This window comes from Clostridiales bacterium, from assembly GCA_017569285.1.
Lineage (GTDB): Bacteria > Bacillota > Clostridia > Christensenellales > Aristaeellaceae > Aristaeella.
The window spans coordinates 1762233-1785450 of the sequence record CP069419.1; the positions used below are offsets into that span (position 1 = coordinate 1762233).

Here is a 23218-nt window from a genome sequence, read left to right on the forward strand (position 1 = left end):
GGATGAAACAGGATGAAAGGGATTATTCTGGCCGGCGGCGCGGGGACCCGGCTGTACCCGCTGACGATGGTAACTTCCAAACAGCTGCTGCCTGTATACGATAAGCCGATGATCTTTTATCCGCTCAGCACACTGATGCTGGCGGGAATCCGGGATATCCTGATCATTTCCACACCGGGAGACACTCCCCGGTTCGAAGCTCTGCTGCGGGATGGAAGCGAATTTGGCGTGCACCTGCAGTACAAGGTGCAGCCGAGCCCGGACGGACTGGCGCAGGCCTTTATTCTCGGTGAAGAATTCCTGAGCGGAGAAGCCGGGGCAATGGTGCTTGGCGATAATATTTTCTATGGCAACGGATTCCGGACCATGCTGAAGAATGCGGTTGCGAACGCGGAAAGCGGAAGGGCGACGGTATTCGGGTACAATGTGTCCGATCCCGAACGGTTTGGCGTGGTGGAGTTTGACGAAAAGGGCAAGGTGCTCAGCATTGAGGAAAAACCGGCGGCGCCGAAGAGCAACTACGCGGTGACAGGACTGTATTTCTATCCGGCCGGGGTATCGGAACGGGCGAAGGAGATAAAACCTTCCGCGCGGGGCGAGCTGGAGATTACCACGCTGAACGAGATGTACCTGAAGGATCAGCTGCTGGATGTGCAGCTGCTGGGACGCGGGTTTGCATGGCTGGATACGGGAACGATGGACAGCCTGGTGGAAGCCGCGGATTTTGTACAGATGATCCAGAAGCGGCAGAGCGTTGTGATTTCAGCCCCGGAAGAAATTGCGTTTATTAACGGATGGATTGACCGCAGCGAACTGATGAAGAGCGCGGAAAGATACGGGAAAAGCCCGTACGGGGCGCACCTGAAGGCTGCGGCGGAAGGGAAGATTTTGTACTGATGAACAGGATTGACACAAAGCTCGAAGGGGTATGCATTATTGAACCGCGGGTGATCGGCGACCAGAGGGGATACTTTATGGAAACCTGGAGCACCCGGGATTTTGAAGAGCTCGGCCTGCAGTATACATTCGTGCAGGATAACCAAAGCTTTTCGGCGAGGAAAGGGACCCTGCGGGGAATCCATTTCCAGAATGAGCCGATGGCCCAGGCCAAAATGCTCCGGGTGATCCGCGGCGCAATCCTGGACGTGACGGTTGACCTGCGGAAAGGCAGCCCGACATACAAACAGTGGATTTCGGTTGAACTTTCGGCGGAAAACAAGCGAATGATCATGATCCCGAAGGGATTCGGGCATGGATTTGTCACCCTGGAGGATAATACCGAGATCTGCTATAAGGTGGACAATCTGTACAGTGCGGAGCACGACCGGGGGATCCGGTTTGATGATCCTGAAATCGGGGTCGACTGGGGCGAAGTTGTGGAAGAGGCGCTCAGCCAAAAGGATCGGACAGCCCCCCTGCTGAAGGACAGTGACTGCAATTTCGTGTACGGGGAGATCCGGTAAGGAAGTACGATGATCCCTGTTTGGTTTGCCCCCGCACAAGTGCCCGGAGGGCCTTGCATTTCTTGAGTTTCATATTGTTATATGATATACTTTCATTATTATTACAAGGAGAAGAAGCATTATGAGAACGACAGCGCTGATCATGGCCGGAGGCCGTGGCGAACGGTTCTGGCCCAAAAGCAGGAAAAACACGCCCAAGCAATTCCTCTGCCTGACCAACTCTGACCGTACCATGATCCAAAGTACTGTGGACCGCATTCTCCCGATGGTTCAGATTGAGGATATCTATATTGTGACCAACCGGGCGTACAAGGGCCTGGTTCAGGAGCAGCTTCCGGAACTGCCGGAAGAGAACATCCTCTGCGAGCCGGTGGCGAAAAATACGGCGCCGTGCATCGGCTGGGGCGCAGCAGCGATCCGGAAGAAATATGGGGACGCCATGATGCTGGTTCTCCCCAGCGACCATCTGATCCTGCAGCCGCATATTTTCCGCAATGTGCTGAAAAGCGCGATCAGCGTGGCGGAAGAGACCAGCGCGCTGGTAACCCTGGGAATCGCGCCGACGGTTCCGGATACCGGATACGGCTATATCCAGTATGACACGGAAGGTTCCGGCGTATTCCACGGCGTGTTCCGGGTGAAGTGCTTTGTTGAGAAGCCGGACATGGAAACGGCCAAGAAGTACCTGGCAAGCGGCGAATACCTGTGGAACAGCGGAATGTTCATCTGGAAGGCATCGACCGTGCTGCGGGAGATGGAAACATTCCTTCCGGACAACTATGCCCTGCTGACAAAAATCGAAGAGGCCATCGGTACGGAGCAGGAGGAAGCGGTGCTTGAGGATTGCTTCAGCCGGATGGAGCCGATTTCCATTGACTACGGCGTGATGGAACGGGCAAAGGAAGTCTACGTCCTGCCCGCGAGCTTCGGCTGGGACGATGTGGGCAGCTGGCTGGCGGTGGGCCGGATTAATCCCAGCAACGATATGGGAAACGTGATCAAGGGCGACGTGGTGACGGTGGATTCCACCCGCTGCATTGTGCAGGGAGGCGACAAGACCATTGCCATGGTCGGCCTGGAGGATACCATCATTGTGGATACCAAGGATGCGCTGCTGGTCTGCGCGAAGGACAGCGCCGGCGAAATCCGGAAAGTGCTGGAAATCCTCCGGGCGGTTAACCGCACGGAGCTGCTGTAAAGGAATAACCATATCATTCGGATGACATAAGGAAAAGAGGGTATTTGAAATGAAAAAGGCGCTGATTACGGGAATTACCGGACAGGACGGAAGCTATCTGGCGGAGCTGCTGCTGGACAAGGGATATGAGGTGCATGGCATCATCCGCCGCTCCTCGGTGCCGACAACCAGCCGGATTGACCATATTATCGACCGGCTGGTGATCCACGAAGGAGACCTTTCCGATTCATCCAGCATCAGCAAGATCGTGCTGAAAGTGAAGCCGGATGAAATTTACAACCTGGCGGCCCAGAGCCATGTACAGGTTTCGTTTGAAGCGGCGGAATACACAGGCGACGTTGACGCGCTGGGTGTGCTGCGGATCCTGGAAGCGGTGCACAATGCCGGGCTGGACAAAACCTGCCGGGTTTACCAGGCGTCCACTTCCGAACTGTACGGAAAGGTGGAGGAAGTGCCGCAGAACGAAAAAACCCCCTTCCATCCGTACTCCCCGTATGCGGTAGCCAAGCAGTACGGCTTCTGGATGATCCGTCAGTACCGGGACGCGTACGGAATCTTTGCCTGCAACGGCATCCTGTTCAACCATGAGAGCGAGCGCCGGGGAGAAACCTTCGTAACCCGGAAGATTACCCGCGCGGCCGGCCGGATTGCCTGCGGGCTGCAGGACCACCTGGAGCTGGGCAACCTGGATTCCCTGCGTGACTGGGGCTACGCGAAGGATTACGTGGAGTGCATGTGGCTGATCCTGCAGCAGGACGAGCCGGATGACTACGTAATCGCGACCGGTGTGCAGCATACGGTGCGGGAATTTACCACGCTGGCCTTTGCCCATGACGGAATCGAGATCGAGTGGAAGGGCGAAGGAATCAACGAAAAGGGATATGACAAAAAGACCGGGAAGATGGTCGTCTGCGTCAACGAAAAATGGTACCGGCCGACCGACGTGGTCAACCTCTGGGGCGACCCGACCAAAGCCCGGACCAAGCTTGGATGGAATCCGCAGAAGACGAGCTATGAAGAGCTGTGCGCCATCATGGCGGAGCATGACCTGAAACTGGCAAAAGCGGAGAAGGCACAGGCGGAGGCCGGAAAATGAGCGGGAAAGCGCTGATCACCGGCAGCGAAGGCTTTGTGGGGAAATACCTGCAGGCGGAGCTGGCCAGTAACGGATATGAGATCATCCGGGCAGATATTGTTTCCGGGCCGGGGGTGCATTCCATCAATCTTCTGGATGAAGGGAATGTACGGGAACTGGTCAGCGCGGAACAGCCGGATGTGATCTTCCACCTGGCTGCCCAGGCGGATGTCGGGAAGTCATGGAAACAGCCGCAGGCAACGATGCAGATGAACGTAACAGCCGCCATCAACGTGATGGAGGCTGTTCGTGCTGTGAAAGGGAAACAGGCGGCGATCCTGATGGTGGGCTCTTCGGACCAGTACGGAAACCTGGGGGAGGCCGGAGCCAGCGTTTCGGAAGAAACCGGGATGCGGCCCCAGTCTCCGTACGCGGTATCCAAGCGTGCCCAGGAGGAAATGGCAAAGCTGTACGCAAAGGCCTACGGGCTGCGGATCTGCATGACGCGGTCTTTCAACCACGGCGGAGCGGGACAGCGCACCGGGTTTATGATTCCCGATTTCGCGTCCGGAATTGTCCGGATTGAGCGCGGGGAAAGCGACTGCCTGCTGGTGGGAAACCTGACGGCAAGGCGCGACTTTACCCATGTGCGGGACGTGGTCCGGGCTTACCGGCTGATTGCCGAGAAAGGGCAGCCCGGGGAGATTTACAACGTGGGATCCGGGAAAACATACAGCGCGCAGGAAGTGCTGGACAGCCTGATCTCAATGGCAAAATGCGAGGTGCCGGTGCGGCAGGATCCCTCCCGGCTGCGGCCGAGCGATACACCGGTAATCTGCTGTGACCACAGCAAGCTGACCCGGGATACAGGCTGGGAACCGGAACTCCCGATGGAGCGGATCCTGACGGATACGCTGGAATACTACCGCGGATTGAACGCGTGAGAAAACAGGAAACGGAGCACAGGAAAACAGTATGATTCAGACACTGAAAGAGATCTGGGAATACCGGACGATGATTCAGTCGCTGGTGCACAAAGACCTTCGGGGACGGTACCAGGCAAGCGTCCTGGGCTTCCTGTGGACGTTTATTGTTCCGCTTTGCCAGCTGCTGGTATATACGGTGGTTTTTTCCGTGATTCTCCGGTCCGGGATTGAGAAATTCTACCTGTACCTGTTTGTGGCGCTGATTCCCTGGAATTTCTTCTCCTCCTGCCTTACGGGGGGATCCAACTGCATCATCCTCCAGCAGTCATTGGTGAACAAGATCTATTTCCCCAGGGAGGTTGTGCCGATTTCCTATGTCACCAGCTCATTTGTGAACATGCTGTACTGTGAAATCGTCGTTTTTGCCGTGTGCATTATTTCCGGTGTGCAGTTCAGCATTCCCGGGCTGCTGTGCCTGCCGCTGGTGATGATTATCGAGTACGTTTTTGCGCTGGGCATCACGATGATCATGTGCTCGATCAATGTCTACTTCCGCGACCTGGAGCATATCCTCGGGATTGTATCCATGGCCTGGATGTTCCTGACGCCGATCATGTATGACATTTCCAATGTTCCGGAGCGGCTTCGTCCGATATTCATGCTGAATCCCATGACCGGGATCATCACCGCATACCGGGATATTATGTACAGCGGAACGGTGCCCCGGCTGGGGACGTTGGGGATGATCTTCCTGATGGGGATGGTTTTCCTGGCTGCCGGGTTCCTGATCTTCGGCAGGATGAAACGCCGCTTTTCGGAGGTGATGTAAAAGTGGTGGAGCAGAAACCGGATCAGATTGTGATTGACGTACGGAACATCCGGAAGAAATATAAAATCTACTACGACAAGGGGAATACGCTGAAGGACCGGATCCTGTTCCGGAACCGGCGGAGGCATGAGGATCACTGGGTGCTGAAGGGCGTTTCCTTCCAGGTCCGGAAGGGAGAAGCAGTCGGTCTGATCGGGGAAAACGGATGCGGAAAGAGCACCACCCTGAAGATGCTGACAAAGATCCTGTATCCCGACGAAGGGGAAATCACCATGGTCGGCCGGGTCTCCAGCCTGATTGAGCTGGGCGCCGGATTCCATCCGGACCTGAGCGGGCGGGAAAACATCTACACAAACGCGTCCATTTTCGGCCTGAAACGGAAAGAAATTGACAACCGGCTGGAGGAGATTATTTCCTTCTCGGAGCTGGGAGAGTTTATTGACAATCCGGTACGGACCTATTCCTCGGGTATGTATATGCGGCTGGCGTTTGCCGTCGCGATCAATGTGGACGCGGATATCCTGCTGATCGACGAGATCCTGGCGGTGGGAGACGCAGCCTTCCAGGCAAAGTGCTTCAAGAAACTCCAGGAAATCAAGGCCAGGGGAACCACGATTGTGATCGTATCCCATTCCCTGGGACAGATTGAACAGATCTGCGAGCGGAGCATCTGGATCAATGACGGGGTGATCCGGATGGAAGGCGCCCCGCGGGACGTTCATCCACATTACATGGAGTATATGGCCCGGAAGAATATGCCCCCGGAACCGGAAGGCGCCAAAGAGGAACCGGCTGCGGAAGCCGGCCCGGAGGCTGCCGCCCCGCAGAAGCCGGAAGAAACCGAACCGGCGGAGAAAAAACGCTGGGGAAGCGGCGAAGCCCGCATGACCAATGTGGAAGTATTGGGCAGGGACGGAAAACCCCACCGGCATTTTTCACCCAGTGAACCGATTACGGTCCGGATTGACTATACAGCCGATAAGGTTTTTGAAAACGCGGTGGCAGGCCTTGCAATCTACCGGAGCGACCAGACATATATCTACGGGACCAATACGCTGATCGACACGTCCAGGACGGTTACGCTCCGGGAGGCCGGGACGATCCGGCTGGAAATGGACTGCCTGCCGGTAGCAAACGGGGAGTATACCATTGACCTGGCCCTGCACCGGCCGGATGGGTTTGACTATGATTTCTGGCGGGAGATCTGTACAATCTACATTTCGGACAAGATCCAGACCCCGGGCGTGATCTATCTCCCGCACCACTGGGACGTTCAGTAACGGAAAGGAGCGGCGGACGGCATATGGCGGGAAAACTGCGCAGGATCATCAGCACAATCAGAAATGCCCCGGATATCCTGGAACGGCTGTCCGCGCGGATGGACCATGCCGCACAGCAGCTGGAGGATATGAACCGGACGCTGCAGGAGCAGGGGGACCGGCTGAATGAGGCGAATGACCGGCTGAACCTGGCCAATGACCGGCAGAACGGGGCTGACAAGCGGCTGGACGAAGCGGAGCACGCCCTGCGGGCGGACAACGACCGCCTGAACCTGGCCAATGACCGGCAGAACGGGACGGACAAACGGCTGGACGAAGCAGAGCATGCCCTGCGGGCGGACAACGACCGCCTGAACCTGGCCAGTGACCGGCAGAACGGAACGGATAAGCGCCTGGACCAGGCGGAAAATGAACTCCGGAGCATCCGGACCGGTGACTGGATGATCCGGAATCCGGAACTGCTGCGGGTGCTGAACCGGGAGATGAGCATCCAGCCGACCGTATGGGGAAATCCGGACCGGATCCGGGCGGCCAAAACCGCGGCGGTGGATTCCTGCCTTTTCAATACCAATTCGGGTACCATTACGATCGGCGAATATTCATTTGCCGGATCGCGGGTGAGCCTCCTGGCCGGGAGCCATGATCCCGAACTGACGGGTTTCCTGCGGCGGGACGCGGAGGAGACCGAGGGATACGACATTGTCATCGGGAACGGCGTATGGATGGCCTCCGGCTGTACGATCCTCGGGCCGTGCACCATCGGGGATAACGCGGTGATTGCGGCCGGGGCGGTTGTCGTTCCGGGGACGGAAGTACCGGCCAATACGATTTTCGGCGGGGTTCCGGCAAAGCAGATCGGAACACTGGCCGGGCAGGAGGCCGGGGAAGGTCCCGGCGCGGCGGTGATCCGGGCACTGGCCCGGAACCGGGGTGTGCTGTTCACGGACGGCTGGTCAGAAAAAGCGATGTTTCCCGGAATTGTGCAGCCGGGTTACTGGCTGGAAAAAGAGACCGGAACGATCCTCCTGGGCTGTGCCGAATGGAGGTTCCTGTACGGGGTGGAAGGCGGAGAAAGCGCGGCGGTGCATATTTCCGACGGGAAAGGATTTGAAAAGGACATCCCATTTACCGGTACAGGGGAAATGGCGGTTACCTTCCCGTATGAAAGCGGATATGAATCCATCCGGGTAACACAGGCTCCGGGTTCGGGCAGGCTGTTCTTATCGACCCTGCCGGGTACATGCGGAAAAGGGGAAGAGGAAACATGACAGAAGAGAATACCATCACGGTGGATACTGAGAAAATCATGGATGAAATCCGGGAACGGGTCCGGGAACACGGTGAATATGAATCGATCCTTTCTTTTGATGAGATTCCCATGCCGGCGGCGGAAACTGCGGCTTCGCCTGCTCCCGCAGGCGGGGAAGGCCCGCTGAAGGATCGTGTGCTGCGGCGGATCGGAAGCTGGCTGGTTCCGTGGGTATACCCGATTACGGAGAAAAGGCTTCCTTTCCGGATTTATAAACGGCTGATGAGTAAAATTGCCCGCTGCGTGCTGTTCCCGCTGGCCCAGCGCGTTACGGAAACCAACGGAAACCTGCGGGCCGGGATTGAAGAGACCGCTGCGGAAGTGGACCGGCAGCAGGAACAGATCCGGCTGCTGGAGGCAAGGCTGGAAAAGCTGGAAAGAAAATAAGGCAGACAGGATCTTACACGGAAGGAATGGCCAACCATGAAAGTAATACAGTTGATTCCGGTGGTCGCATTTGGGGACGCGGTCAGCAATGATGCCCGGGCGATTAAAAGCCTGCTGAAAAAAGCGGGATATGACACGGAGCTTTACGCGGAAGCGATTGACGCGCGCCTTCCGGCCGGAACGGCGAAAGAGCTGACCGCCATGCCGGAACTGGGTGCGGATGACGTGCTGGTTTACCATGCGTCCACCGGAACGCAGATCAATTATGACCTGCCCAAATACGGCGGACACAAGATCATGATTTACCACAATATTACGCCGCCGTCCTATTTCCATGGCTATAACACAGAAGCGGAAAAGAATATGGAATTCGGCTATGCCGGAATCCGGTTCCTGGCGGACAAGGTGGAATACTGCATTGCCGATTCCGAATACAACAAGCAGAACCTGCGGGAGATGGGATATAAATGCCCGATCGACGTCTGCCCCATCCTGATTCCCTTTGCGGATTATGATCAGCAGCCGAATCCGGGAACTATCCGGAAGTATAAAAGTGACGAATGGACCAACCTGCTGTTCGTGGGCCGGATATCCCCAAACAAAAGGCAGGAGGATGTGATCCGGGCTTTCTACAGCTACCAGAAAGATTACAATCCGAAAACCAGGCTGTTCCTGGTGGGCAACGCGGGCGGATTTGAAAGCTATGAGCAGCGCCTGAAACAGTACGCGGAAGTGCTGGGGATCGGAGACCGGGTAATCTTCCCGGGGCATATCCGCTTTGATGAGATCCTGGCGTATTACCACCTGGCGGATGCGTTTGTGTGCATGAGCGATCATGAGGGATTCTGCGTCCCGCTGATCGAAGCGATGTACTTTGGCAAACCAATCGTTGCCTATAACTGCACGGCAATTCCCTATACCCTGGGCAAGGGCGGAGTGCTGCTGGACAGCCGGGATCCGGCCGTAGCGGCTGCCGCGATTGACAAAGTTATTCATGATGAGCAGCTGAAGGCTTCGGTAGCCGCGGGACAGAAGGAAATCCTGGACAGCCTGCAGGCGGAGAAGGTCGGTCATCTGTTCCTGGAACTGATGGGGAAGGCAATCGGCTCCCAGACCGGCGAAGGCGTTCAGCCGGCCGAAATCCCGGAAAACGAAACGCCGGCTGCGGTACCGGAGCGAAAAGCGGAAAGCCGGGGCGGAAAGAAAATCGGATTTATTATTCCGTGGTATGGAGAAAAAATCGGCGGCGGCGCGGAAGCGGAGCTCCGGGGTGTTGTCCATCACCTGGCGGATGCCGGAGTCAGCCTGGAAGTGCTGACCACCTGCGTAAAGAGTTTCCAGGATGACTGGAACCGGGACTTCCACGAACCTGGACTGACGGAAGAGTACGGCATCGCGGTCCGCCGCTTCCGGGTCCGGCAGCGGGATGTCCAGGCGTTTGACCGGGTAAACCTGAAACTGATGAATGATATCGCGCTGACCCCGAAGGAAGAGAAGACGTTCTGTGAGGAAATGATCAACAGCCCGGACCTGATGGACTACATCCGGGACCATGGCGATGAATACGGACTGTTCTTCTTTATCCCGTACATGTTTGGCCCGGTATATTACGGATGCCAGCTTCATCCGGAAAAATCCATCCTGATTCCCTGCCTGCATGATGAGCGGTACGCATATATGGAATGCTTCCGTGAGGCGTTCTCCAAAGTGAAGGGCATGATCTTCAACGCGGAACCCGAGCGGTTGCTGGCGGAACGGCTGTATGGCGTGAAGGGGGACAGCTTTGTCACCTTCGGCCTGGGAATGGACGCCTCCTGGAAAGGAGACGGGGAGCGTTTCCGGCAGAAATTCGGGATCAGTTCCCCGTTCATCCTGTATGCCGGCCGGAAGGATGCCGGAAAACGGGTGGACGTGCTGATCCGCAATTTCATTACCTACAAACGGCGGAATGATAACGATATGAAGCTGATCCTGATCGGCGGCGGGGATATCGACATTCCGTATAACGAAAGCATTATCGACCTGGGATTTGTGGATATCCAGGACAAGTATGACGCGTACGCCGCGGCGGAGATGTTCTGCAATCCCAGCCAGATGGAGAGCTTCAGCATTGTGATTATGGAAAGCTGGCTGGCCGGCCGGCCGGTCCTGGTGAACGGGCAGTGCGCTGTGACAAAGGATTTTGTGCAGCAGGCAAACGGCGGGCTTTACTATGAGAGCTATGGTGAGTTTGAGGAGTGCATCCGGTACCTGCTGTCCCATCCGGAGGTCGGAAACCAGATGGGGAAAAACGGCGGGGAATATGTTCGCAGCCACTTTGTCTGGGATGTGATTGTGAACAAATACCTGGAATACATTGAACGGTTTTCTTCTTAAGAGCGCGGAGGCGATGAAAAAATGGATTTCGGAACGGTGATAAACCGGCTGAAAACCAGAATACGCAATTATTCCTTTCGGGATCATTGGTATAAAAGAATTCTGCCGGAAAAACTGAAACACGCATTAAGCCGGAGCATTCTGAAAGTGCTGTCCTCGAAAACCGGAAAGCCGGCTCCCTATAAAGCCGGGGAGTTTCCGGAGGGGATCAACCTGTATGGGTTCTTCCGGGCGGAGAACGGATTGGCGCAAGGCGTAAAGCTGTATGCGAACGCGATTGAACAGGCGGGCATTCCGCATTGTTTCGTGAACACGGACTTCCTCGGATGGCTTCCGCAAAAAGACACTTCGTTTGACGACCGGCTTACGGATGACAACAAGTACGCGGTCAATATCATCCACATCAATCCTGACCAGTGGATGGAAGCGGTGGGGATGTTCCCCAGGAGCCACTTTGACCGCCATTACAACATCGGTGTATTCCTGTGGGAGTTGGAGCGGGTTCCCGACCACTGGCTGCCGATATTTGAACAGGTGGATGAAGTCTGGGCACCGTCGGAGTTTGTGGCAAAGGCGATCCGGAAGGTGACCCAGAAACCGGTTTACCGGATTCCGTACGGCATCCTGACCCCGACAGTACCGCTTTCGCGCGAGGGTTTCCATCTGCCGGATGACACATTCCTGGTACTGCTGGCTTATGACTCCAACAGCTATGCTTCCAGGAAAAATCCGGACGCTGCGATCCGGGCATTCCGGGAAGCCTTCGGCGATAAACCGGGAGATGCCCGGATGGTGATCAAGATCAACAATCCGAAGGAAGAAGAGATCGCCCATATCCGGGAGGTTGCCGGCAACCCGAACAGCTATATCCTGATGACGGAACGGCTGGACCGGAAGCAGATGAACCGGCTGATTCAGCTGTGCGATGTGTATATCAGCCTGCACCGCAGCGAAGGATTCGGCCTGGTGATGGCGGAGGCCATGAACCTGGGCGTTCCCGTAGTGGCAACTAACTGGTCCGCGAACACGGAGTTTATGCCGGAAGATGCCGCATGCATGGTGGGATATGATATGGTGCCGGTCGGCGATGCGTATCAGTTTGACAACACCGGCCTGACATGGGCGGACGCGGATGTACACCAGGCGGCGGAATACCTTAAAAAGCTGAAGGATGACGCGGCTTACAGGAAGCAGATGGCCCGGGCCGGACAGGAATATATCCGGGAATACCTGAGCGTGGAGAAATCCTCTGAAATGATCCGGGAACGGATGCAGGAGATTATGGGGAAACACAAAAAGACAGGACATTGATCTGATGAACCAGAAAATGAAGGAGATCATCCGGTTTGCGGTGTCCGGCGGGGTATGCTTCCTGATCGAGTTTGCCCTGCTGGTGCTGCTGCGGGATACCTGCGGGCTGGATACGCTGGTGGCCACACCGATTGCCTTTACGGTATCGGTGATCGTGAACTACCTGTTCTGTGTGAAATGGGTGTTCCCGGATGCCGGTAAGCAGGGAAACAGGGCGCGGATTGCGTTTTTTGTTTCCAGCGTCATGGGGCTGTTCCTGAATGAAGGCCTGATGTGGCTGTTCCGGGTCATCTTCGGGGAGGACACCGTGGTCTTTACGGTATTCTCGTTTACGGTGACCATGTATATGGTGAACAAGGTTCTGGCAACGCTGATCGTAATGGTGTGGAATTACATTACGAAGCGGTATATCCTGAAGAAATTAAAGTGATTCAAAGGGGCTTTCAGTAATTTCTGCAATTTAATATCTCTTAATATTCCCAATTGGCTCCCACTCATTAGAAAAAGATCTCATTGACAATATTGCAAATATTCATCGCTAACGTCGTTACTGCTCAATTTGGCGGTTGACACAAATCATCATGGAGTGTATGATGTCATTGAAAAGTTGCGACGCTATCGTCGTGATTGCTCAATGGGGTGATTTTCATGGTTTCCCGGGATCAGTATCTTGAACGACTGAAGGATTATATGTGGGATGGCCAGGTAAAAGTAATTACCGGCATTCGCAGATGTGGTAAATCTGTGCTTTTATTTGATTTGTTCCATCAATATCTGTTGACAACAGGTGTTCCGGAAGATCATATCATCCAGATTGAACTGGACCAGCGTAAAGACGCAAAGTACAGGAATCCCATCACATTGGCTGATGCAATCAGTATCCGGCTTCAGGGAACAAAAGAACAATTCTATCTGTTCATCGATGAGGTTCAGTTTGCATATCCGGTAGAAGATCCGGACAATCCGGGCTATGAAATAACAATCTATGATATGCTTAACGAACTGAAGGGCTATCCGAACCTGGATGTATATGTGACCGGCAGCAATTCGAAAATGCTGTCAAGCGATATTGCCACACAATTCAGGGGCAGGGCATCTATTGTTTATGTCTGGCCGCTTTCCTTTGCGGAGTATCATCAGGCCGTCGGTGGAGACCGGCGCGATAATTTTGATCATTATCTGGTTTATGGCGGAATGCCTTATCTGCTGAACTTGAAAACGGACAGGCAGCAGCAGGATTATCTTGCTTCCCTGTTTCGGGAAGTCTATGTAAAGGATATCATTGAGCACAATGGGATCGAACGCCGGGATGTGCTGGAAGATATGCTGGATTTTCTGGGGTCGTCCATCAGTTCCCTGACCAATCCAACGAATATTACCAATTCGCTGAACAGTATGCGGCATGCAAACATCAGTTCCAATACCATCAGCGCTTATCTCGGATATATGAAAGAAGCTTTCCTGATTTATGAAGCGAAACGTTATGACATAAAAGGGAAATCATACTTTGATTTTCCGAATAAGTATTATTTCACAGATGTGGGCCTTCGGAATGCCCGCCTGAGTTTCCGGCAGATTGATCCCGGCCATATGATGGAGAACCTCATTTATATCGAGCTTCTGCGCCGCGGATATGCTGTGGATGTCGGAGTGGTAACCGACCGCAGAAACGGACAAAACAAACAAAAGGAAATTGATTTTGTAGTCAACAGCGGGAATGGGCGGATGTATATCCAGTCTGCATGGCAGATTCCTGAAGGTAAAAAAGAGACGGCGGAAGAAGATTCTCTTCGGCTTCCTGCCGACTTCTTCCGGAAAATCATGATTCGGTCTGATATTCCCGGAATCATGACAGACGAAAAGGGGATTATTCACTGCAATATAATTGATTTCCTTTTGCAGAAGAATCTAATTACAGTGTGAATACAGAAAGGTCTTTATCTAGGTAATGGAGAACGATAAATCAACCGGAATTTTAGAGAATCAGGAGGAACAGGAATGTACAGTTGTCCGGGATGCGGGTCGCAGATGACGTTCGATATCGCGGGCCAGCAGCTGAAGTGCGGGCGGTGCGAGCGGACGATGTCGATTATTGAGGCGGATGAGCTGGAGGCCCGGCAGGCGGGAAGCAGCTTTTCCGCGGATGTGCTTTCGTGCCCGACCTGCGGGGCGCAGATCCATGCAGTGAACGCCGCGGCCGCGGCGTTCTGCAGCTACTGCGGATCGTCCGTGATGCTCGAGCAGAAAAAGAAAACAGAGGTTGAGGCACCGGAAAAGGTGGCGCCGTTCCAGATCACGCGGGAGCAGTGCTTTGAAAAGTACCAGGATATGCTGAAGCACAGCTTCTGCGTGGACCATACGCTGAAGCGGGACATCAAACCGGAAAGCTTCCGGGGAATCTATGTGCCGTACCATACCTACAATGCCTGGGTCAAAGGCACAGTCGAGCTGGAGGGGAATGAAACCAAAGGCAACACGACGTATTACTACAAGACGGAAGTGGAGCTGAACCACCAGTACGAGGGCATCCTGCATGACGCGTCCAAGGAAATGCCGGATGAGCTTTCCGAGAAGATTTCACATGTGGAGCAGAAGGACTTCATGCCCTTCTCCCCGGCCTACCTGAGCGGGTTCTACGCGGATGTGGCGGACACTTCTCCGAACGCGTATATTCCCTATGCCCGGAGCGAGGCGGTCCGGAAAGGCCTGGAGGATACCATGGCTGACCTGAACGACGGCCTGACCTACCAGCCGACGGCCAGTCAGAAGCAGCTGCTGAAGCTGGCCAAGGCGGAGTACACCGGGGATACGCTGGTACCGGTATGGTTCATGAGCATGAAGAGCAAGGGCCGTGTGCTGTACGCGGTGCAGAACGGCGTTACCGGGGATATGTGGGCGGACCGGCCGCTGGACATCCCGCGGTTCGCCCTGGTGACCGCGGTGCTGGCAGTGCTGCTGTTTGTGATCTTCAATATGTTCCTGACGCTGCGGCCGGAAATGGCCATGGTGGTTGCTATGCTGCTGGCGGTGGGCGCGCAGTTCGCGGTGAACGGGCGCCGGAGGACGGTGTTTAACCGGGAGAACCGGAAGGAAGCCGCCGGGAAGAAAGTGGATGATATCCTGGAGCAGGTGAAGCAGACCACGAAGCTGGCGAAAAAGGCCGAGAACGGATCGATGTACGCTACGCTGGGTTCCCTGGGGGTCATCGGGGCGGGCGTCGCGCTGGCGGTCGGCATGTACCTGATGAGCAGCATCGGGAACATCAAAGTGTATAAGATTGCGGCGCTTGTGCTGACCGCCGCGATGGCGGCGGTGACGCTGGGAAGCGGGAAGAAACGGAGCTCGCTGCCCTGGGGCAGCATCGCGGCGCTGATCGCGATGGCCATTGGGTGCGTGCTGCTGATCCTGGATCCGTTCCACAGCGATGACCGGGCGTATTACCTGGTCACGGTGGGAATCATGGCGGCGGTCATCTGGGAATGCATCGATTTGCTGCGGGTCTATAACCGCAGCTGCTCGAACCCGCTTCCGCAGTTTACAAGCCATACGGGAGGTGAGGACCTTGCGTAAGGGATTTGCGATTCTGCTGGCTGTCCTGCTGGCGCTGGCCTCCGTTTCCTTCGCCGCGGCGGACGAAACGGCCTGGCAGGTGGTGATTGAGGACTCCGCCAACCTGCTGAGCGAGGCGGAAGAGGCGGAAGTGCGCACGGAGATGGAAACCGTGGCGCAGTACTGCAACGCGGGTCTTTATACGACCAGCCGGCATACCGACATGAGCGCGCAGGAACAGGCGAAGGCCTGGGGAAGAAAGCAGTTCGGGAATGCGGATTTTACGGTGTTTGTGATTGACATGAACCAGCGGTGGATGGAAATCTACTCATCTGAACGGATCCACCGGGTGGTATCAACCGCCAAGGCGAACACCATTACGGACAATGTGTATAAGCTGGCCACCCGCGGCCAGTATGCGGACTGCGCGAAGGAAACATTCCGGCAGATCCGGCAGACGCTGGAAGGCTTTGAGGTGGCTTCGCCCATGCGCTACGCGACCAACGCGCTGGTGGCGGTGGCGGTCGCGATCCTGCTGGCGTACCTGCTGATTTACGCGCGGATGGAAAAGGAAACCGAGATCAGCCTCCCGGGCATCATCACGGTGATGGCGGCTGGGGCCGGTACGGCGGTGGTCGCGAAAAAACTGACGCGCACAGTCCATCACTCTTCCTCTTCCGGCGGCGGCTCCGGCGGTGGCGGCGGAGGCGGTGGTGGCGGCGGCGGAGGCGGCGGCCATGGCTTCTGACCTGTATGCATACTGCCTGTTCTGCCGGACGCAGCGGTGTGAGAAGATTGCCCGGGTACTGGAAGTGAAGGGAATGGCGCGGGCGTTTTCGCCCCGCATCCTGCAGCGGCAGCGCGTGAAGGGCGAGAATATCCGGAAGTACGCGGATTTCCTGCCGGGATACGTGTTTGCGTTTTCCGAGGAGCCGCTGACGGACTATTCCGTGTTCTTCGGAATCGACGGGGTGATCCGGAAGGTCGGGCAGGCGGATGAAAACTACGAGCTGCAGGGCTCCGACCGGGAGTTTGCCCTGGAGCTGCTGGAAAAGGACGGCATCGTCGGCGGGATGCGCATGGTGAAGATCGGCGAGGATGTTACGCTGGACGATCCGCTGTTCGCCGGAAACCGGGGAAAAGTCACCCGGATCGATTACCGGAAGGAACGCGCCCGGGTGGACTTCACCTTCCGGGGCAACGAGTGCCACACCTGGGTGGCGCTGGAGGACGTGAAAAAGACACCCGGTCCCGAAGAAACGGGAAAGGAATAAGGAATGAAGAACCCGCTTCCGTTTGGAAGCGGGTTCTTGTTTTTGCTGGAGTTGTATTACAGCACGATATCGCCGGGACGGTAGCCCGGGGGAAGGGGTTCCTCCTCCACAAAGGTGAAATCCGGATCCTCCAGGACAGGGAGGAACGCTTCATAGGGGATGGAATCGAATTCGGGGCCGTAGCTGCTCTGGCCGAACCATCCCCCTTCCTTGGCCCGGAGGTTCAGGTCCCGGGCAAACTTCGTGTGGTTGGAGCAGTCGTGCACGGCGATGGGCCACTGCTCTTCGGCGGCGGCCTTCAGCATCTCCAGGGAGATGTCCCGGGAGAACACGGGGCTCATGTAGCCCATGCGGCAGTAATACATGTTTTCGCCGAAGTAGTTGCCGAGGTTGTTTTCGTTCAGGTGGAGCTCGGCGCAGTTCATAAAGTCGATCCCCGTGGCGAGGATCTTTTGTTTTTTCTTCGCGAACTGCTCTTTGAACTCCCGGGTCATCGGGGTTTCGATGCCGACCTGCGGGATATACTTTTTCGCTTCCGCCATGGCGTCGATGACTCTGTCATTGCAGTTGGAAGCGCCGAGATTGAAACGGAGCTCGTCCAGGCCGGCTTCGCCCAGGGCCTTCAGGTTCTCCGTGTTGGCGTTGAGACCATTGGTGTACATGTGCTGGTGGATGCCGGCCTCATGGAAGCGGCGGATGACGCCGTAGTACTTCTCGATTTCCATGAAGGGCTCCAGGTAGACGTACGCAACGCCGGTGGGCTTCTTCTGCAGGGAGAAGAGCAGCGGCAGGTCCTCCTCCCGGTAGCGGCCGCCGCCGATTTCCCACAGGCCTTCCCCGATGGGCGGGATGGCGTCCAGGCAGCCGTAGTCATAGCAGAAGGGGCAGGCCGCGTTGCAGCGGTTGGTCTTGCGCACGGCGGAAAGCCCGGTGCCCAGCAGGCAGCTGCGGCAGCCGGCCGGGAAACGGCCGGCGTCGCCCACATACAGGGTGCACGCCGGCAGGGACGGATCCCACGGGATGCCTTCCGGATGACCGGGAAGGACGGCCTTCAGGCCGGGAATGGATTTCAGGGTTTCCAGCCGCCGGGCATCCACCGCGGTTTCAATCTGGCTGAACACCGCCAGGGCGATTTCCGTCTGGCGGCAGCCGAGGGGCTCCTCCGGCGGAAGTTCGGCGAAAAAGCGGAACCAGTTCAGGGCGTCCTGCTTGGAGATTTTCATGGGCATCCTCCTATATGTTGCGGAATTGTTACAATTTCATTGACAAGACGGACGATATATGGCACAATGTTCGTGGAATGTCCGGGTGGATTTCCGGGTTTTTGTTTCCGGAAGCACTGCCGGAGGACGGGCATTGGAGAAGGAGAGCGAAGCATGAAGCGTACCGGGATCCTGGTATTCGTACTGGCACTTTGCCTGGGCGTCAGCGCCCTGGCCAGCGGCGGCGTGGAATACGACGACGACGGCGGCGTATGGGATTACAACAAGGGAACCTATACCACCAAGGACGGGCAGACGGTATCCATTATCGATGAGGACGCTGCGACCAAGACGGTCCGGAATTCGGACGGCAGCATGACGATCATCACCAATGAGAAGGATATCATCCAGAATCCGGACGGCAGCATCACGCTGGAGTCCGGCCAGGTGATGACGGTGAAAACGGATGAGCAGCGTGCGGCCGAGCATGAGCAGGGCTGGTTTTCCGGCATGGCCAAGGCCGCTTCTGTCAACGGCTCCTATACGCCGACGTTCTATACCGATGCGGAAGGCAGCGAGATTGAGGTTCCCGTGGCGTACATCGGCCTGGGCCGCAGTATGATCAGCCTGAACGGGCAGAACATCCTGGTGGACACGACCTCCCTGCGGTGGGAGACCGAGGCGCCGGAGGACAAGGTGATCGCGGTCGTCAAGCAGAGCGGCAACGCGAAGCTGCACTCCAAGAAGGACAGCAAGAGCCTCGTGATGGACAAGATCCCGACAGGCCAGATCCTGCGGGTCCTCGCCACCGGCAAGCGCTGGACCTTTGTGGACTACAAGGGTATCCGGGGCTATGTCGCCACCAACTACCTCACCTTCTATGCCAACGGGAAGCAGGAGTACCAGGCCGGCGTGATTGCCACCCGGGCCGGCAAGACCAAGGGAACGGTCACGGTGCATGTACGCAACAAACCCAACGGCAAGCAGCAGGAGGAATACAAAATCGGAACACCGGTCACAGTCCTCGGGATTGAAGGGGACTGGGCACAGGTGGAGGTGGAAGGCCACAGCTGCTACCTGAAAAAGGAATTCATCGTTTTCGAATAACGGTTATTTGGTTTCCTCGTCCTTAGGCCCTGCTTCGGCAGGGCTTTTTTTGCTGCGGGCCGCCAGCGCCCACACCACACCCTGCAGCGCCAGGCCGACCAGGAAGGTGATGTTACCGGCGACAGACATCCAGCGGCCGGTATCGGTCTTGATGTTCAGCCCGACGATGGAGACGACCAGGCCGATGATCCAGAACAGGGACGCGAGGATTTTCAGGGTTCGTTCCATAAACAATCAATCCTTTTCAGATAATTCATCCGGCCATGAAAGGTAACCGGATGAAATACATAACACTGTCATTATAAAAGAAAAACGGAGGAAATGAAATCTTTTTTCGGAAGCCTGTCTGTGTGCTGATCCGGAATGATCCCCGCATAAGGGAATTGTCATTTCTAAAGACAAAAAAGCTTAAGCATTAGTTCTGTCCAATGAACTGTTTCCAAAGATTGATTGCTTGACGCTCAATACGTTGTGTAGTAAGATAATTTTTAGAGTTTCAGAACAGGTTTTTCTTTTGTCTCTTTATGTTCCACTATATCGGCTTTATTGTACACGGATGCCGGATAATCAGATGACGGGAATGAATACCGGCGGAAAGGAATGAAGGGCATTGGCGGACAACAATAAATATGAGCCTTCTGACAGTGAAATCAACGCGAAGAAAAGAGAACGGGATTACCAGTATGAACGGATGATAGATGCTGAAAACAGGATCCGGGATTTACGTGCGCAAAAAGCCCAGCTGGAAAAAGCCAAAGCAGTCCTCGTAAGGGAAAACTCCAATTTTCAGAGAATGATGTCTTATGTCAACAATTCGGATATGAAAACAATCAAACAGTGGAAAGGCGTCCAGTATGACAAGGTCTATAAAGGTGATGCTGTGAAATTCTGTGACTTTTATGTCCGGCACAGCAATCAGCCAATCAATAAAGCGCTGGATAAACTGAACTGGGCAATTAATGACATCCAGAGCCAGATCAACAGCCAGGAAGGAATATGGGGTACTGCCAAAAACCTCTGGAACAGCGCAAAGACATGGCTGGAAAACCTGTGGAATTAACAGAACCGAAAGGAAGGCTATATTATGAGTCTGTCTGATATGATTTTCCTTAACAAGATTTCATTAATCCTGGAGATGTCTGTTTTCCGCGCGGGAGGTTCCACGCTCGTAGGAGATGGCTGTCAGCTGACTGGTGACGGGCTGGGCGGGATGGAAGCCGGCCGTGCCCTGGTCGAATGCGGACGGGATTTGCAGAGAGCGATGGAACTGCTGCAGCAGCTGATTGAACGGAACAGCGACAGAATAATGGAACTGGCGAACCGGATTGAGGAAGCAGACGCTGAGAGCAGTAAATAACAGTTTGTACATACCGGATTGATACCCCTGCGTATACCGGATTGCAGCGAGGAGGCTGACGGGATTGGGTTATCTGTTTGATCATAAAGCGTTACAGTCATTGATATATGAGATGAATGCCCAGAAACCGGTATGGGATGACGGGCTGGATATTATACTGGAAAGAGCCCAGAAGTTTTCTGAGAGCAAAAATATCACGGGAAAAGGTGCAACCAATATCAAAAATTATCTCAAAGACATCTATCCCATGATTATAAATGATCTGAAAACAAATGTATACGATCTGGATGCGGCAATCGCCTGCTATAATAACGCGTTCCTACAGATTGACGGCGGAGACGGAACCGAAGAAGCTTTGGTCCGGGAAACTGAAATGGAAGGCTTTTCCGAAGGGCTTGCCAGTCGCAGGGGCCCGGTACAGGATATGGATTACAGTGTCCGGCAAGCATTGAATTCGATCCGCCATATTGAGCATATCCCCTATGAGACAACAGAACAGTTTGAAAAGGAACTGAGGAAGCTTTATACCAGGGTTTCTGATATCAATGATGATATCAAAGCCATGGAAGCCAAATACGCGGGAGAAGCGATTGAAAAGCTGCAGGGTTCGATAAAAGCGGTTATCGCAATGCTGCAGGATCAGATTAACCAGGATATATCCAAATACACCCCGGAAGCGATGATGCAAAACCAGGCTTACCGGGAAATGGTCAGAACATACAATGAACTGTATGACGAAATCGAGGCCAACGAAGAGCAGATTCGGATCGCCCAGGAATCAAAGGGCGAAATGCTTCAGGCGCTTTACGAAAAACGCCTGGAAGAAGCCAATAAAGCGAAATTCTTCATGCAGGTTCTTTGCGTGGTTGCTTCTGTAGCGGTTACAGTTGCGACAGGAGGAGCTGCGGCACCTCTTGTTATGGTAGCGACCGGTGCAATTACCGGGGCTGTTTCGGCAGGATGGAACAGCTACTGGGATCAGACGGTCGGTACGCCGGCATGTCCCGGGAAACCGAATTGGGGAACAGTATTCAAGGACGCTGCGGTCGGCGGCGCAACAGGTGCAGTTACTTCCGCAATCGGATGCGGCGCCGGGGAAATCGGGAAACAACTGACAAAAGGCGTAACAAGCGAATTGGGCAAACTTGCGATTCAGGGAGTTGTCGGAGGCGGTAAAAAAGTCCTTTCAGGCATTGCCGCTGATACAATAGAAATGATCGGCAATGGAGAAAATCCGCTTGAACACCTGGATCAGGTTTTTGATCCCAAGAAGCTGGGCACCAATTTTGTCTCAGGATCTGTAAGCGGCATTACGTCTACGGCAACCAAGGACCTGATGAAAGGAATCGCGCCGAGGAGCATGGACGATTCCCTGCTGGAGCGTGCGTTTAAGGATGGCGTAGCCGGCGGTGTAAGCGATCTGACTTCCGGGGTTGCCGGCCGGTTTTCTTCCGCATATCTGAGTACGGGGGACATGGGAGAAGCGTGGAGAACTTCAACGAATCCCAGGGATCTCATGATTGACTTCGGCGCCGGCGCTGCGACAGAAATCGGACTTGGCTATAAAGACTGGAAGATGGACCAGCTGCAGAAAAAGACCAATGATGAGGTCAGGGCAAAGCAGCCAAAGGAAGGCGTTGAAGAACGTGCCAGAAAAAAAGGCATGATTGGCGTTAAAGAGGGGGAAGCAATCGGGGAACCCGTCTTTGAGGATGGCGAGGAAGTATATTTGGTTGAAGACGCAGGGAAGATCAGCAGCAAGAAATACAAGAATGAAGAAACCTTTAAGCGCCTGCAGGAGAATGGCTATCTGGATGAAAGCGCTGTCTATGATGACAAGACCGGAAAAATCTGGGCAAAGGATCCCAATACGAATCAGATGGTAGAGATCCAGCCGGATTATCATTCAACGGATCAGGGCGAGAAAAATACCCAACTCTACCATGAGATGGAAGAGAAGGGGCTGATTGACAAAAATCAATATAAACTGGATGAGGAGACAGGAAGAGTAACCAGGATTAACAAAGACGGCTCGGAAACGGAAGTGAACCTGCGCTCCAATAATATTATCCATAAAAATGAGAATGGTGAAAAACTGACTGTGAAATTCAAACCCGCAAATACGGGGGATAAAGCGGCGGACCGTATTGAAGACAACTGCAGAATGTACGACGCGATGGTCGAGAGTGGAAAACTGGATGAGCATAATTCCTATATTGACAGGGAAAGCGGGAATATCTATATCCGGAATCCGGAAACCGGCGTTGAAACCCGCGTAACCATGCACCATCGGGGAGATTTTGATGTCAGGACGGGAGAACTGACAGGAGAACTGGTCACACAGGATTCACATGGCCATATCCATCATGCCGGCGGCCGGGACCAGGCTGACATTGCAAGCAAGAACGGCTGGTCAGAAGGAATGGCAGAGAAATATCAGGAAGATTCGAGCGCGGACAGCATGAAGAGGAGTGGAGCAAAATCGATCCGGAACAATCTCCGGCCGGATGAAATCCAGGAGGAAAAGTATTCAAGCGGAGAGCGTCCTGCGCGGTATGATATGAGCCTGTGAAAT

The 23218-nt window shown here is 54.9% G+C and carries 22 protein-coding genes and 1 pseudogene; 21 read left to right on the plus strand and 2 right to left on the minus strand.

Annotation, left to right across the window (positions count from 1 at the left end; all coding sequences use genetic code 11):
- The first annotated feature begins 12 nt into the window (after positions 1 to 12).
- The 17 genes and pseudogenes from rfbA to JNO48_07570 all read left to right on the plus strand — a co-directional run bounded on the left by rfbA (position 13) and on the right by JNO48_07570 (position 16977).
- A complete protein-coding gene (gene rfbA, locus JNO48_07490) occupies positions 13 to 897 on the plus strand; it encodes a glucose-1-phosphate thymidylyltransferase RfbA (GenBank protein ID QTE67067.1) in 885 nt (294 codons plus the stop codon).
- Complete coding sequence (rfbC, locus tag JNO48_07495) at positions 897 to 1463, plus strand: dTDP-4-dehydrorhamnose 3,5-epimerase (protein ID QTE67068.1); 567 nt, start codon at positions 897 to 899, stop codon at positions 1461 to 1463. The genes rfbA and rfbC overlap by 1 nt, the downstream gene beginning before the upstream one ends.
- A 121-nt stretch (positions 1464 to 1584) precedes the next feature.
- On the plus strand, positions 1585 to 2661 hold the full coding sequence (locus tag JNO48_07500) for a mannose-1-phosphate guanylyltransferase (GenBank protein ID QTE67069.1): 1077 nt from the start codon (positions 1585 to 1587) through the stop codon (positions 2659 to 2661).
- A 49-nt stretch (positions 2662 to 2710) separates the two neighbouring features.
- Positions 2711 to 3757, plus strand: a complete 1047-nt coding sequence (gmd, locus tag JNO48_07505) for a GDP-mannose 4,6-dehydratase (protein ID QTE67070.1) — start codon at positions 2711 to 2713, stop codon at positions 3755 to 3757.
- Positions 3754 to 4680, plus strand: coding sequence for a GDP-mannose 4,6-dehydratase (locus tag JNO48_07510; protein QTE67071.1), 927 nt, complete (start codon positions 3754 to 3756; stop codon positions 4678 to 4680). The genes gmd and JNO48_07510 overlap by 4 nt, the downstream gene beginning before the upstream one ends.
- Positions 4681 to 4714: 34 nt before the next feature.
- Entirely contained in the window at positions 4715 to 5491 is a 777-nt protein-coding gene (locus JNO48_07515) for an ABC transporter permease (GenBank protein QTE69708.1), read from the plus strand.
- A gap of 26 nt (positions 5492 to 5517) precedes the next feature.
- Positions 5518 to 6771, plus strand: coding sequence for an ABC transporter ATP-binding protein (locus JNO48_07520; protein ID QTE69709.1), 1254 nt, complete (start codon positions 5518 to 5520; stop codon positions 6769 to 6771).
- Between the two features lie 23 nt (positions 6772 to 6794).
- On the plus strand, positions 6795 to 8039 hold the full coding sequence (locus JNO48_07525) for a hypothetical protein (GenBank protein QTE67072.1): 1245 nt from the start codon (positions 6795 to 6797) through the stop codon (positions 8037 to 8039).
- Positions 8036 to 8467: a hypothetical protein gene (locus JNO48_07530; protein QTE67073.1), complete on the plus strand. Its 432-nt coding sequence runs from the start codon at positions 8036 to 8038 to the stop codon at positions 8465 to 8467. The genes JNO48_07525 and JNO48_07530 overlap by 4 nt, the downstream gene beginning before the upstream one ends.
- Positions 8468 to 8503: 36 nt before the next feature.
- Positions 8504 to 9547 (plus strand): annotated as a pseudogene (locus JNO48_07535) (glycosyltransferase family 4 protein).
- A gap of 9 nt (positions 9548 to 9556) precedes the next feature.
- Positions 9557 to 10843, plus strand: coding sequence for a glycosyltransferase family 4 protein (locus JNO48_07540; GenBank protein QTE69710.1), 1287 nt, complete (start codon positions 9557 to 9559; stop codon positions 10841 to 10843).
- 147 nt (positions 10844 to 10990) lie between these two features.
- The gene (locus JNO48_07545) at positions 10991 to 12154 is read left to right on the plus strand and encodes a glycosyltransferase family 4 protein (GenBank protein ID QTE67074.1); all 1164 of its coding nucleotides are present in this window, start codon (positions 10991 to 10993) and stop codon (positions 12152 to 12154) included.
- Between the two features lie 4 nt (positions 12155 to 12158).
- On the plus strand, positions 12159 to 12584 hold the full coding sequence (locus JNO48_07550; protein QTE67075.1) for a GtrA family protein: 426 nt from the start codon (positions 12159 to 12161) through the stop codon (positions 12582 to 12584).
- 218 nt (positions 12585 to 12802) lie between these two features.
- Positions 12803 to 14077 carry an ATP-binding protein gene (locus JNO48_07555; GenBank protein QTE67076.1) on the plus strand — a complete coding sequence of 425 codons (1275 nt, stop codon included), beginning with the start codon at positions 12803 to 12805 and terminating at the stop codon, positions 14075 to 14077.
- Between the two features lie 75 nt (positions 14078 to 14152).
- A complete protein-coding gene (locus tag JNO48_07560; protein ID QTE67077.1) occupies positions 14153 to 15724 on the plus strand; it encodes a hypothetical protein in 1572 nt (523 codons plus the stop codon).
- Positions 15717 to 16451 (plus strand): TPM domain-containing protein, encoded by a 735-nt coding sequence (locus JNO48_07565; protein ID QTE67078.1) that lies wholly within the window; start codon positions 15717 to 15719, stop codon positions 16449 to 16451. Before JNO48_07560 ends, JNO48_07565 begins: the two co-directional genes overlap by 8 nt.
- Positions 16441 to 16977, plus strand: a complete 537-nt coding sequence (locus tag JNO48_07570) for a hypothetical protein (protein QTE67079.1) — start codon at positions 16441 to 16443, stop codon at positions 16975 to 16977. The genes JNO48_07565 and JNO48_07570 overlap by 11 nt, the downstream gene beginning before the upstream one ends.
- A gap of 56 nt (positions 16978 to 17033) precedes the next feature.
- Here the strand turns inward: JNO48_07570 and JNO48_07575 are convergent, their stop codons facing one another.
- Positions 17034 to 18200: a radical SAM protein gene (locus tag JNO48_07575; GenBank protein QTE67080.1), complete on the minus strand. Its 1167-nt coding sequence runs from the start codon at positions 18198 to 18200 to the stop codon at positions 17034 to 17036.
- A 153-nt stretch (positions 18201 to 18353) separates the two neighbouring features.
- Between JNO48_07575 and JNO48_07580 the strand changes: the two genes are divergently transcribed.
- Positions 18354 to 19286 (plus strand): SH3 domain-containing protein, encoded by a 933-nt coding sequence (locus JNO48_07580; GenBank protein QTE67081.1) that lies wholly within the window; start codon positions 18354 to 18356, stop codon positions 19284 to 19286.
- Between the two features lie 3 nt (positions 19287 to 19289).
- Here JNO48_07580 and JNO48_07585 read toward each other — a convergent pair whose 3' ends face one another.
- On the minus strand, positions 19290 to 19514 hold the full coding sequence (locus JNO48_07585; protein QTE67082.1) for a hypothetical protein: 225 nt from the start codon (positions 19512 to 19514) through the stop codon (positions 19290 to 19292).
- A 382-nt stretch (positions 19515 to 19896) separates the two neighbouring features.
- Here JNO48_07585 and JNO48_07590 point away from each other — a divergent pair, with 382 nt between their 5' ends.
- The 3 genes from JNO48_07590 (at position 19897) to JNO48_07600 (ending at position 23215) form a co-directional block, all read left to right on the plus strand.
- On the plus strand, positions 19897 to 20346 hold the full coding sequence (locus JNO48_07590; GenBank protein ID QTE67083.1) for a DUF5082 family protein: 450 nt from the start codon (positions 19897 to 19899) through the stop codon (positions 20344 to 20346).
- Between the two features lie 24 nt (positions 20347 to 20370).
- Complete coding sequence (locus JNO48_07595; protein ID QTE67084.1) at positions 20371 to 20643, plus strand: hypothetical protein; 273 nt, start codon at positions 20371 to 20373, stop codon at positions 20641 to 20643.
- A gap of 64 nt (positions 20644 to 20707) precedes the next feature.
- Positions 20708 to 23215 carry a hypothetical protein gene (locus tag JNO48_07600; protein QTE67085.1) on the plus strand — a complete coding sequence of 836 codons (2508 nt, stop codon included), beginning with the start codon at positions 20708 to 20710 and terminating at the stop codon, positions 23213 to 23215.
- Positions 23216 to 23218 lie beyond the last annotated feature (3 nt).